This is a genomic window from Pseudomonas sp. KSR10 (assembly GCF_022355455.1).
Classification (GTDB): Bacteria; Pseudomonadota; Gammaproteobacteria; order Pseudomonadales; family Pseudomonadaceae; genus Stutzerimonas; species Stutzerimonas stutzeri_E.
Genome location: NZ_JAKOEN010000019.1, coordinates 805829 through 817689, shown reverse-complemented (window position 1 = coordinate 817689; position 11861 = coordinate 805829). Strand labels below are relative to the sequence as shown.

11 protein-coding genes are annotated in these 11861 nt (G+C 62.3%); 10 read left to right on the top strand and 1 reads right to left on the bottom strand.

The annotated features are described in order from the left end of the window. Positions 1 to 246: 246 nt before the first annotated feature. Complete coding sequence (gene cytX / locus MCB86_RS12745) at positions 247 to 1542, top strand: putative hydroxymethylpyrimidine transporter CytX (protein ID WP_239611152.1); 1296 nt, start codon at positions 247 to 249, stop codon at positions 1540 to 1542. On the opposite strand, the gene MCB86_RS12740 is transcribed toward cytX, so the two are convergent. Next, complete coding sequence (locus tag MCB86_RS12740; RefSeq protein WP_045163854.1) at positions 1514 to 2242, bottom strand: DUF3298 and DUF4163 domain-containing protein; 729 nt, start codon at positions 2240 to 2242, stop codon at positions 1514 to 1516. The two genes, cytX and MCB86_RS12740, sit on opposite strands and share 29 nt — an antisense overlap. A 224-nt stretch (positions 2243 to 2466) precedes the next feature. On the opposite strand from MCB86_RS12740, the gene nudF reads away from it, so the two are divergent. From nudF to MCB86_RS12695, 9 genes are all read left to right on the top strand, one after another. Next, entirely contained in the window at positions 2467 to 3084 is a 618-nt protein-coding gene (nudF, locus tag MCB86_RS12735) for an ADP-ribose diphosphatase (RefSeq protein WP_045163853.1), read from the top strand. Next, positions 3075 to 3527: a DUF1249 domain-containing protein gene (locus MCB86_RS12730; protein ID WP_080890663.1), complete on the top strand. Its 453-nt coding sequence runs from the start codon at positions 3075 to 3077 to the stop codon at positions 3525 to 3527. The genes nudF and MCB86_RS12730 overlap by 10 nt, the downstream gene beginning before the upstream one ends. A 174-nt stretch (positions 3528 to 3701) precedes the next feature. Next, entirely contained in the window at positions 3702 to 4517 is an 816-nt protein-coding gene (gene cpdA, locus MCB86_RS12725; protein ID WP_045163852.1) for a 3',5'-cyclic-AMP phosphodiesterase, read from the top strand. A gap of 126 nt (positions 4518 to 4643) precedes the next feature. Beyond that, complete coding sequence (locus MCB86_RS12720) at positions 4644 to 5261, top strand: YqiA/YcfP family alpha/beta fold hydrolase (RefSeq protein ID WP_239611151.1); 618 nt, start codon at positions 4644 to 4646, stop codon at positions 5259 to 5261. 18 nt (positions 5262 to 5279) lie between these two features. Continuing rightward, a complete protein-coding gene (gene parE / locus MCB86_RS12715; protein WP_045163850.1) occupies positions 5280 to 7166 on the top strand; it encodes a DNA topoisomerase IV subunit B in 1887 nt (628 codons plus the stop codon). Beyond that, the gene (locus MCB86_RS12710; protein ID WP_045163849.1) at positions 7163 to 8146 is read left to right on the top strand and encodes an esterase-like activity of phytase family protein; all 984 of its coding nucleotides are present in this window, start codon (positions 7163 to 7165) and stop codon (positions 8144 to 8146) included. The genes parE and MCB86_RS12710 overlap by 4 nt, the downstream gene beginning before the upstream one ends. Then, positions 8143 to 8670, top strand: coding sequence for a TIGR02281 family clan AA aspartic protease (locus MCB86_RS12705; RefSeq protein ID WP_239611150.1), 528 nt, complete (start codon positions 8143 to 8145; stop codon positions 8668 to 8670). Before MCB86_RS12710 ends, MCB86_RS12705 begins: the two co-directional genes overlap by 4 nt. Next, the gene (gene parC / locus MCB86_RS12700; RefSeq protein WP_045163847.1) at positions 8667 to 10925 is read left to right on the top strand and encodes a DNA topoisomerase IV subunit A; all 2259 of its coding nucleotides are present in this window, start codon (positions 8667 to 8669) and stop codon (positions 10923 to 10925) included. The genes MCB86_RS12705 and parC overlap by 4 nt, the downstream gene beginning before the upstream one ends. A gap of 216 nt (positions 10926 to 11141) precedes the next feature. After that, the gene (locus tag MCB86_RS12695) at positions 11142 to 11834 is read left to right on the top strand and encodes a PqiC family protein (protein ID WP_239611149.1); all 693 of its coding nucleotides are present in this window, start codon (positions 11142 to 11144) and stop codon (positions 11832 to 11834) included. Positions 11835 to 11861 lie beyond the last annotated feature (27 nt).

The following is an 11861-nucleotide window of genomic DNA, read 5'->3' as shown; positions in this document are numbered from 1 at the left end:
GGATTCGTAGGGTGGATGTCGCTTTTCACATCCACCCGAGATGCCGCCGTCGGTGGATCGATGAAGCGTGATCCACCCTACGTAGGGTCATGGTTTTTTATAACCGTCGGGCGGGTACAACCTGTCGAAGCGGCGCCCGCTCAATCGGGTGATGAGCGCCGCAGCGCGCGCTGCTGGCCAATTCTGAGTCGAAACACTCGCGCTCACGGTTGTGCGCCGGGCAACCGGCTTCTCTGAGATAACAATGTGAACATTCCAGGTCGTTATTCCCCGCACCAGATCATCGCCGCTGAACACCGTGTCTTCGGCGGGCGTGATCTGTTTTCCTTGTGGTTCTCCCTCGGTATCGGTCTGATGGTGCTGCAGCTCGGCGCTTTGCTGGCGCCGGGACTAGGCATGAGTGACGCCTTGCTGGCGATCGTCAGCGGCACCACAGTCGGTGTGCTGTTGCTGGGTGCAGTCGCGGTAATCGGCAGCGATACCGGCTTGTCGTCGATGGCCAACCTGAAGCGCACGCTGGGTGATCGCGGTGCGGTATTGCCCGCGCTGCTCAATCTCGTCCAACTGGTCGGCTGGGGCGCGTTCGAAATCATTATCATGCGTGACGCGGCGAGCCTCCTCGCTGCCCGTGCGTTCGGTGAGCAGAGCTGGCTGCTCAGCCCTGCATTCTGGACGCTGTTTTTCGGTGCCCTGGCCACGCTGCTGGCGATCACCGGGCCGCTGACGTTCGTGCGCCGAATCCTGCGCAAGTGGGGGATCTGGCTGTTGCTCGGTGCCTGCGTCTGGCTGACCTGGAACCTGTTCGACAAAGCCGATCTTGGTGCGCTCTGGGGGCGTCAGGGTGATGGCTCGCTGCCCTTCGCGCTGGGCTTCGACATTGCTATTGCTATGCCGCTGTCGTGGCTGCCGCTGATCGCCGATTACTCGCGCTTCGGCAAGGCGGCGCGGCGCGTCTTCGGCGGTACCGTCCTCGGATTCTTTGTCGGCAACGTTTGGCTGATGAGTCTGGGCGTGGCCTACACCCTGGCCTTTGCCGATAGCGGTGAAGTCAACGCGTTGCTGCTGGCGTTGGCCGGCGCGGGATTGGGTATCCCTCTGTTGCTGATTCTGCTCGATGAATCGGAAAACGCTTTTGCCGACATCCATTCAGCGGCGGTGTCGGTTGGCATATTGCTGCCCTTCAAGGTCGAGCGGTTGGCGCTGGCCATCGGTGTGCTCTGCACCTTTATCGCCTGGCTCGCGCCGCTGGCCGAATATCAGAATTTCCTGTTGCTGATCGGCTCGGTGTTCGCGCCATTGTTCGGCGTGGTGCTGGTGGATCACTACCTGCTCCGGCGCCGCGGCCTGTTGCCGGCGCGCAGCGCGGCCTTTCGCTGGCAGACGCTGTTGGCCTGGGGTTGTGGCGTGGTCACCTACCATGTGTTGGCCAGCGCCTGGCCTGAGATCGGCGCCAGCCTGCCGGCACTGTTCCTGTCCGGCGGGTTGTTATTGTTGCTGAGCCTTTTCGGTCGAGTTACGGCAGGTACGCCGGTTTCAGAATAGTGGCGAGTTCCTGGTAAGGAATTTCCAGCTCAGGATGACCGCTCGAATACGGTGCGATGCTGTAGACGTCATATTTGAGCAGCACCTTGTCACGTAGCAGGGCGACATTGGCGGTCCGCTGGAACGGCCACTGTCGAGCAAACGCGGCGTCATGCTGGTTGGCCACCAGCCAGCGCTGATGCGCTTGAGCGGCGACCCGCCAGAAGGCGCCTTCCTTGCCGGGAAGGAGGATGTCGGCAAGCTCCAGTTCGCGGTCCTGCTCGCGGTCATAGTTGATGAAGCCGCGGCCCGGCATGCCGTGGGCGCCTCCGGTGTACAGATAGCTCGACAGCTCGATGACCAACAGGGCGTCATGCTGATCGCGCAACTTGGCCTGCAAATAGCTGCTCCAGCCGCGCTCGGCGTCGCGCAGAAAATCCCGCTGATAGCCCTCCAGAGTGGCCGGCACCTTCGCATCTGGGCTGTTCACGGTCATCTTGCGCAGGCGCTGGTCGATCAGCGCGTTCAAGGCTGGCTCATCGGCGAATAGCTGGGTATCGATATTCACCAGTGGGCAACCATCGTCCTGTTCAGGGCAGCCGGCGGGGCGTTGCTCGCTGATGATCTGTCGAACCTCGACGGGCCGCTCCCCGCCAAGGTGCTGGCAGGCGCTGAGTAACAGGCTAAGGGCGATCAGTGCAAAGGTTTGGCGAACGGGCATCAATGCTTCATGGCTCTTGTGGGGTTGAGGTGCGGTTTCGAGTGCCAACGAGTTGGGAAGTTCGTAAACGGGCGACAAGCAATTTTTCCCCATGCGAGTGGTCTGCAAAGGGCTGCGCCTGAAGAAACGGCGCGCTACGATGACACCTGAGAGACCGCTCACGCCGTGACGGTTGCAGCCTTTCCGTCGCCGCAGGCGCGGACAAACCGATATGTGAGTGATTCATGACTGATACTTTCAACCCCGGCCCGGATGATGTCGAGATCGTTGAGCGAGAGCAATGCTTCAGCGGCTTCTATCGCCTGGATCGCCTACAGTTGCGTCATCGTCTGTTCAGCGGTGGCATGGGCCGCCAGCTGGAGCGTGAGTTGTTTGTCCGTCACGATGCGGTCTGCGTGTTGCCTTACGACCCGCGCCGGGATGAGGTCGTGTTGATCGAACAATTTCGAGTCGGTGCGATAGGGAAAGTCGCGAATCCATGGCTGATCGAACTGGTCGCCGGTCTGATTGACAAGGACGAGCAACCGGAAGAGGTGGCACGTCGCGAAGCGGTCGAGGAGGCAGGACTGGAGGTCGCCGAGTTGTGGCCGGTGACGACCTACTTCCCGTCGCCGGGCGGCAGCACCGAGCGGGTGCATCTTTATGTCGGACATTGCGACAGCTCCAATGCGGGCGGCGTGTTCGGCCTGGATGAAGAGGGCGAGGACATCCGCGTACACGTCTGGTCGGTCGAGCGGGCGCTGCAAGCGGTGCGCGACGGTGGCATCGACAACGCCGCGAGCATCATCGCGCTGCAGTGGCTGGCCTTGAATCGTGACGAAATCAGGGGGGCATGGACATGAGGCGAACGCGCGAACGATACCGCGTCGACCTGCTGGAGCTGCAGGCGGCCTGCGAGGCGAACTACCTGCGGCTGATGCGCCTGCTGCCCGATATGCGTAACCAGCCGGAGACGCGTCGAATCGCCATGAGTCAGGGTGATCGGCTGCTCGGCGTGCTCGTGCTGAAGGTGATGGAGAGCTGCCCCTATACCACCACTGTGCAGATCAGCCAGCAGGATTGCCTGCCTTGGCTGCCCGTGCCGCAGATGGAGGTGCGGGTCTATCACGATGCGCGTATGGCTGAGGTCATCAGTGCCGAAAATGCCCGGCGTTTCCGAGGAATCTACAGCTACCCCAACGCGCAGATGCACCAGCCTGACGAAAAGAACCAGCTCAATCTGTTCCTCGGCGAATGGCTCGGTCACTGCCTGGCATGCGGTCATGAGCTCGAGCCGGTGCTGTAAGCGGCGATCGACGTTGAGACATTCGCTGCACTAGAAACATGACCGTCTTTCGCTGCAGCCATCGCGCGGGTTCGCTTGCAGTGTGTTCTGTGATACATGCCCGCATCGCGTGGTTTACCCCTGCGACCACCAGCCACCATAATTCGTCTGCCATTTCGCCAAAGGAGACGGGGCTTGGCTGCGTCGACCCTCACTGCTGAAAAAGACTCGGTACTGCTCGTGCAGTTGACCGATAGTCATCTGTTTGCCGAGGCGGGTGGCAAGCTGCTGGGCCTGGATACGGGCGAAAGCCTGCAGCGCGTTGTCGATCTCGTTCTCGACGAGCAGCCTCGCATCGACCTGATGCTGGCGACGGGCGACCTTTCGCAGGACGGCTCGTTGGCCTCCTACCAACGTTTTCGTCAGCTTTCCGAACGTATCGACGCTCCGGTGCGCTGGTGCCCAGGCAACCATGACGAGCTGGCCGCGATGCAGGAAGCTACCCGCGGCAGCGAGATCATGCTGCCCGTGCTGGACATCGGCGCATGGCGGGTCATCCTGCTCGATACGCTGGTGCCGGGTTCGGTATTCGGGATGCTCCGCGACGATCAGTTGGCATTGCTCGAGCGGACCCTGCGGGACGCCCCTGAGCGTCATCACCTGATTTGTCTGCATCATCATCCGGTCACCATCGGCAGCCGTTGGATGGACAGCATCGGGCTGCACAACCGCGACGCGCTGTTTGCCGTGCTTGATCGTTTTCCATGCGTTCAAGCGGTGCTCTGGGGGCACATTCATCAGGAATTCGACGCCTTGCGCGGTGACGTTCGACTCCTCGCCACACCGTCCACCGGCGTGCAGTTCGCTCCGGGCAGCGAAGATTTCCAGGTCGATACATGTGCGCCGGGATACCGTTGGTTGCGCCTCTATGCTGATGGGCGGCTCGAAACCGGCGTCTCTCGCGTGGTCGGCACGACGTTTGAAGTCGACTACAGCGTCAAGGGCTACTGAGAACCGGCTGCTTCGGCCCGTTCGCAATCGCATAGCCGGGTTCGCGCACGACTCGGTTCATGCAGCTTGCAGCCAGCGCGGCTCGCCTAGTAGCCTTTCCGTCTTTTGTCAGCTCAGCGAATCCGCATGACACGCACGAAACCCGCCATCCTCTATATGCACGGCCTCAACAGCTCCCCACGGTCGCAAAAAGCCAGCCAGTTGACCGCTGCGTTGGGCCGTATCGGCATGAGCGCATGGCTACAGGTACCCGCGCTGCACCATCATCCGCGGCATGCCATCGCTCAGCTGGAAGCGGCCATCGCCGAGTTGGGGCGTCCCGTGCTGGTCGGCAGCTCGCTCGGCGGATACTATGCAACGCACCTCGCCGAGCGTCACGGACTCAAGGCTCTACTGATCAATCCGGCCGTGACGCCGCACCGTCGCTTCGATGGCTATCTCGGGCCGCAGACCAATCTCTACACGGGCGAAGTCTGGGAACTTACCGAGGGCCACGTGGTGGCGCTGGCTGAGCTGGAAGTGACGCCACCCCGGGACGCCGAACGGTATCAGGTCTGGTTGCAGACGGGCGATGAAACCCTCGATTACCGTCAGGCGGCCGACTTCTACAGGGGGTGCGCGGTACGCATCCAGGCCGGTGGCGATCACGGCTTCCAGGGTTTCGCCGAGCGGCTTCCCGCCCTGCTGGCGTTCGCCGGCTTCGATCCGGCGATTTTCGCAGACGTCGATTTCTCCGATTTATAAGGACATCACGAGACGCCCATGTCTTACACCGCAGAAGCCATTGAAGTCCTCTCCGGCCTGGATCCGGTGCGCAAGCGTCCGGGCATGTACACCGACACTTCTCGGCCCAACCATTTGGCCCAAGAGGTCATCGACAACAGTGTCGACGAGGCGCTGGCGGGTCATGCCAGCTCCGTCCAGGTGATTCTGCACCAGGACAATTCCCTTCAGGTGATCGATGACGGCCGCGGCATGCCCGTGGACATCCATCCGGAGGAGGGCGTCTCGGGTGTTGAGCTGATCCTCACCAAGCTGCACGCCGGCGGCAAGTTCTCCAACAAGAACTATCAGTTTTCCGGGGGGCTGCACGGGGTTGGCATCTCCGTTGTGAACGCCCTTTCGACCCGGGTCGAGGTGACGGTCAAACGGGACGGCAGCGAATATCGCATGGCCTTCGCCGACGGATTCAAAGCCAGTGAGCTGGACATCATCGGCTCGGTCGGCAAGCGCAACACGGGCACCAGCGTGCATTTCTGGGCCGACCCGAAGTATTTCGATTCGCCGAAGTTTTCCATCAGCCGGCTCAAGCATGTGCTCAAGGCCAAGGCCGTGTTGTGTCCAGGACTCAACGTCAGTTTCGAGGACAAGAACACCGGTGAAAAGGTCGAGTGGCACTACGAAGACGGCCTGCGTTCGTATCTCGTCGATGCCGTGAGCGAATTCGCTCGCCTGCCTGACGAGCCCTTCTGCGGTAGCCTGGCCGGCAACAAGGAGGCGGTCGACTGGGCTTTGCTGTGGCTGCCCGAGGGGGGTGACAGCGTCCAGGAAAGCTACGTCAACCTGATTCCTACCGCGCAGGGCGGCACCCACGTCAATGGCCTGCGTCAGGGCCTGCTGGATGCCATGCGTGAGTTCTGCGAGTTTCGCAATCTGCTGCCACGCGGGGTCAAGCTGGCGCCCGAGGACGTCTGGGAGCGGATCGCCTTCGTACTGTCGACCAAAATGCAAGAGCCGCAGTTTTCCGGCCAAACCAAGGAGCGTCTGTCTTCCCGGGAGGCCGCGGCGTTCGTCTCCGGTGTGGTCAAAGATGCCTTCAGTCTCTGGCTCAACGCGCACCCTGAGCTGGGCATGCAGCTTGCCGAACTGGCCATCAGCAACGCCGGGCGCCGGCTCAAGGCAAGCAAGAAGGTCGAACGCAAGCGCATCACCCAGGGCCCGGCGCTTCCCGGCAAACTGGCCGATTGCGCGGGACAGGATCCTGCGCGCTCCGAGTTGTTTCTGGTCGAGGGTGACTCCGCCGGAGGGTCGGCCAAGCAGGCCCGTGACAAGGAGTTCCAGGCGATCATGCCGTTGCGTGGCAAGATTCTGAATACCTGGGAAGTCGATGGCGGCGAGGTGCTGGCGAGCCAGGAAGTGCACGACATCGCGGTCGCCATCGGGGTGGATCCCGGTGCGGCGGACATGTCACAGCTGCGCTACGGCAAGATTTGCATCCTCGCCGACGCCGACTCGGACGGCCTGCACATCGCGACCCTGCTTTGCGCGTTGTTCGTTCGCCATTTCCGCCCGCTGGTCGACGCCGGGCATGTCTATGTGGCGATGCCGCCGCTGTACCGCATCGATCTGGGCAAGGATATTTTCTATGCCCTGGACGAGGCCGAGCGCGACGGCATTCTGGATCGGCTGTTGGCCGAGAAGCGCCGTGGCAAGCCTCAGGTGACCCGGTTCAAGGGCCTTGGCGAAATGAATCCGCCACAGCTACGCGAAACCACTATGGATCCCAACACACGCCGACTGGTGCAGTTGACGCTCGATGATTTCGACGGCACCCGTGAAATGATGGACATGCTGCTGGCCAAGAAGCGCGCCGGTGATCGCAAAAGCTGGCTCGAATCCAAGGGTAACCTCGCCGAGGTGCTGATTTGAACCGTCGCTGGATTGCGCTGTTGATCGCGCTGGTGGTACCGGTCTGGGCTGTCGGCGATGTTCAGGAGCTGGCGCTGGTCAGCGAGCATCCTGTCGAGGGAATCGCTCATGGCAACTTGTCGGGATTGGCCTGGTGCGGTGACGGACTCTGGGCTGTCTCGGATCGGGAGGACGATCTGTTATACCGCCTGGATGCAAGTGAAACCGTCTGGCGTGCCGAAGCCGAGCAATTCGAGCTACCGCCCGTACCGAACACTGGTTTGTCATGGGGTGTGCGCATACGGGCCGCCCTTACCGGCATGGTGCGCGGTGGTGAGATGGATTTTGAAGGGCTGAGTTGCGACAGCCTCGGCAATCGCTATCTGGTCAGCGAAGCGCACGCGGCGGTGCTCCGGGTCAGCCCGGCGGGCACGGCGGAGTGGCTGAACCTGCCGGATGGCCTGGTCCGTCAGGCACGCGCGAGCGGAATGCTGCTTCAGTTCAACGCCATGTTCGAGGGCGTCACTGTCGATCCGGAGGCTAATCGGCTGTGGCTTGCGGCCGAACATAGTCGCCGCGGTTTGATGGTTATGCATCGTAAGCAGAGCGTCTGGCAATGCACTGGCGGTTGCGTATTGCTAGCTGAAGGGGGGCGCGAGTCACCGCCTGCGGCGATGAACGAAAACGACCAGCCGCGACGCTTTTCCGGCCTGGCTTTTCATCGGGACAAGCTATTCACGTTGGAGCCCGTTCGGCATCAGATCTGTCGGCGCAAGCCGGCGACCGGCGATAGCGAAGCGTGCTGGAGCTATGCCGCCACGGCTTTGGCGGATTCGCGTCGCTATGACACGCCCTTCGGCAATGCCGAAGCACTGTGGGTAGACGCCGAGGGTGCCTGGATCGGCGTCGACAACAACGGGCTCACACGTGCCGACGGCGAAAAGCGGCCGGTCGTCTGGCGCTTCGCCGCGCCGAAGGGCGGCTGGGGTGCCAAGCAGTGACCCAGCCTGCCGGCCGGCGCGCCGGCCGCGTCATGCTGGTGCTGGCGTGGGGGGCGGGTTTGCTGCTGGCCACGCGGCTCTTCGCCGACTGGGAGCAGAGTCGCTTCAATCCCAATAGTGAACCCGTTTCGGTGGTGCGGGGCGATCAGGTCGAGGTGCGGCTGGAAAGTAATTTCCAGGGCCACTTCATTGCTGACGGGCTGATCAATGGCCAGTCGGTGACCTTTCTGCTGGACACCGGGGCAACCGACGTGGCAATACCAGCCGAGCTGGCGGAACGCCTTGTTTTGCCCCGCGGCGCCCCAGTGACGCTGCAGACCGCCAACGGTCGGACGACCGGTTATCGTACGGTGCTCGACAGCCTTGCCCTTGGCGACATCGTGCTGCAAAACGTGCCCGCCCTCATCGCGCCAGGCTTTGGCGGAGAAGAGGTGCTGTTTGGCATGAGCGCCTTGAAACAACTCGAATTCACCCAGCGCGCCGGCACCCTGGTGCTGCGCCAACACGCCACGGATCGACCATGAGCGAAACTATCGACCTGAGCCTGGACGGCGTGGAGCGTCGCTCCCTTGCCGACTTCACCGAGCAGGCTTACCTCAATTATTCGATGTACGTGATCATGGATCGCGCACTGCCGCATATCGGCGACGGCCTCAAGCCTGTGCAACGGCGGATCATCTACGCCATGAGTGAGCTGGGGCTGAACGCCGATTCGAAGCACAAGAAATCGGCGCGTACCGTTGGTGATGTACTCGGCAAGTTCCACCCTCACGGCGATTCGGCCTGCTACGAAGCCATGGTGCTGATGGCGCAACCGTTCAGCTATCGCTACACGCTGGTCGACGGTCAAGGTAACTGGGGCGCGCCGGACGATCCGAAGTCCTTTGCCGCCATGCGGTATACCGAGGCCCGCCTGTCGCGCTATTCCGAGGTGCTGCTGTCGGAGCTGGGGCAGGGCACGGTAGAATGGGTGCCGAACTTCGATGGAACGCTCGACGAGCCGGCGACCCTGCCAGCGCGGCTGCCCAACCTTTTGCTCAACGGTACCACCGGTATCGCCGTGGGTATGGCCACCGACGTGCCGCCGCACAACCTTCGCGAAGTCGCCGCCGCCTGCGTGCGCCTGCTCGACGAGCCGAACACCTCGGTTGAACAGCTCTGCGAGCATGTGCAAGGCCCGGACTATCCGACCGAGGCGGAAATCGTCACGCCACGCGCCGACCTGCTGAAGATCTACGAAACCGGCCGCGGCTCAGTACGCATGCGCGCTGTGTACCGCGTCGAAGATGGCGATATCGTGGTCACTTCGTTGCCGCATCAGGTGTCTGGCTCCAAAGTGCTGGAGCAGATCGCCGCGCAGATGCAGGCCAAGAAGTTGCCGATGGTGGCCGATCTGCGCGATGAATCGGACCACGAGAACCCCTGCCGGATCGTCATCATTCCCCGCTCCAACAGGGTCGACGCTGACGAATTGATGCAGCACCTGTTCGCCACCACCGAGCTGGAATCCAGTTACCGGGTCAACACCAACGTCATCGGTCTCGACGGCCGACCTCAGGTGAAGAACCTCAAGGTGCTGCTCAGCGAGTGGCTCACCTACCGCATCGGTACCGTGCGCCGCCGTCTGCAGTTCCGTCTGGACAAGGTCGAGAAGCGCCTGCACCTGTTGGAAGGCCTGCTGGTGGCCTTCCTCAACCTCGACGAGGTGATCCATATCATTCGTACCGAGGACCAGCCCAAGCCGGTCCTGATGGCACGTTTCGAATTGTCCGAGCTACAGGCCGACTATATTCTCGATACCCGTCTGCGGCAGCTGGCGCGCCTCGAAGAGATGAAGATTCGCGGTGAGCAGGACGAATTGGCCAAGGAACGGGAACGGCTGCTGGCGCTGCTGGGCAGTGAAGCCAAGCTTAAGAAACTGGTTCGCAAGGAGCTGATCGCCGACGCCGAAACCTATGGCGACGAGCGCCGTTCCCCTATCGTGGCGCGCGCCGAGGCGCGGGCGCTTTCGGAAAACGAATTGCTGCCTTCCGAGCCGGTCACGGTGGTGATCTCCGAGAAGGGTTGGGCGCGTTGCGCCAAGGGCCATGACATCGACGCTACCGGGCTTTCCTACAAGGCCGGGGATGGTTTCCGGGCCGCTGCAGCGGGCCGATCCAACCAGTACGCGGTATTCATCGACTCTAGCGGGCGCAGCTACTCGCTGGCGGCGCATTCGCTGCCTTCTGCACGCGGCCAGGGCGAGCCGCTGACCGGGCGCCTGACGCCACCGCCGGGCGCCAGCTTCGAATGTGTGCTGTTGCCGGATGACGAGGCGCTGTACGTCATCGCGTCCGACGCCGGTTACGGTTTCGTGGTCAAGGGCGAGGATCTGCAGGCCAAGAACAAAGCCGGCAAGGCGTTGCTTTCGTTGCCGGCTGGCGCACGCGTGGTCGCACCTCGGCCGTTGAGGAATCGCGATCGGGACTGGCTGGCCGCCGTCACGACCGAAGGCCGCCTGCTGGTGTTCCCGGTCCGCGATCTGCCGCAGCTGGGCAAGGGCAAGGGCAACAAGATCATTGGCATTCCTGGCGATCGCGTCGCCAGCCGTGATGAGTATCTGACGGATCTCGCCGTGCTGCCCGAGGGCGCGACGCTGGTCTTGCAAGCCGGCAAGCGCACTTTGTCGCTCCGGGCCGATGATCTGGAGCACTACAAGGGCGAGCGCGGGCGGCGCGGGAACAAGCTGCCGCGCGGCTTCCAGCGCGTGGACGCGCTGTTGGTCGAGGCGGTTAACTGAGACGGAAGTCCATTAGAGGCTGGCTTCCAGCAGCCGTTTCACGGAAGATAGTGGCCTTCGAATTTTCATCGCGATTCGCGATGCGGTTGCTGCGCTCCTCAGTCGCATCGGGAATTAAAACAATCGGTACGGCGACTAGGTGGCAGACGTAACGGAGCGGGCAGATGTCCGCTGGCGTACCGCATCATCCGGTCCGGTGCCAAGGTAGAGACGAACGTGCAGCGCCTCACAACTGTTTTGCTACTAGCCTGTGCCAGCCTCGTTGGCTGCGTGACCCAACCCGTGCCGATGTACCGACTCGACAACGGTACTGTGGAAATGCCTGCGCAAGCGGCAGACGGCGCGTCGATACTGCTGGGCCCCGTAACGCTGGCCGACTATCTACAGCATGATGCACTGCTGCAACGTTTGCCGGATGGGAGCCTGGCCGCCAATGGCCAGCAGGCTCGCTGGGCCGGCGATCTGCAAGGCGATATCAATCAGCTGCTGTTGCGCCAATTGGCTTGGCGCTTGAAGACCCAGAGCGTCGAGCTGAGCCCCGGCAGTAAAGGGTTCAGCCCCGACGTGCAGATCGAGCTCGAAATAACCCGATTGGATTCCGGTCCGCAGCATCCCGCGGTGCTGGAGGCGCAATGGCGCCTGTTGGACAAGCAGGGCAAGCGCCAGGGTAGTCGCCTGATCCGGCTGCAGGAGGAGCATCAGGGGAGTACTGCTGACCAGGTACGTGCGCAGAGCCTGTTGCTGCAGCGACTGAGCGAGATGATGGCATCCGCTGTCGAGCCGATGGTGATCGCCAAGGCGCGCGTAAAGCAAAACGTCAGCAAGGCGCCGAGTAAGCCGGCGTCATCACCCCCGGCGATTCCCGCGGTCGAGCCGATCAGGACCGATCTGGAAGTTTTTCGTTTCTGAAATTCTCATAAGCTGATTTCAGACGAG

What these genes read in the sequence shown, in the direction of transcription:
- MCB86_RS12740 (WP_045163854.1), bottom strand. Translation starts at nt 2,242, where the DNA reads ATGCCCGTTCGCCAAACCTTTGCACTGATCGCCCTTAGCCTGTTACTC.
- nudF (WP_045163853.1), top strand. Translation starts at nt 2,467, where the DNA reads ATGACTGATACTTTCAACCCCGGCCCGGATGATGTCGAGATCGTTGAG.
- MCB86_RS12730 (WP_080890663.1), top strand. Translation starts at nt 3,075, where the DNA reads ATGGACATGAGGCGAACGCGCGAACGATACCGCGTCGACCTGCTGGAG.
- MCB86_RS12720 (WP_239611151.1), top strand. Translation starts at nt 4,644, where the DNA reads ATGACACGCACGAAACCCGCCATCCTCTATATGCACGGCCTCAACAGC.
- parE (WP_045163850.1), top strand. Translation starts at nt 5,280, where the DNA reads ATGTCTTACACCGCAGAAGCCATTGAAGTCCTCTCCGGCCTGGATCCG.
- parC (WP_045163847.1), top strand. Translation starts at nt 8,667, where the DNA reads ATGAGCGAAACTATCGACCTGAGCCTGGACGGCGTGGAGCGTCGCTCC.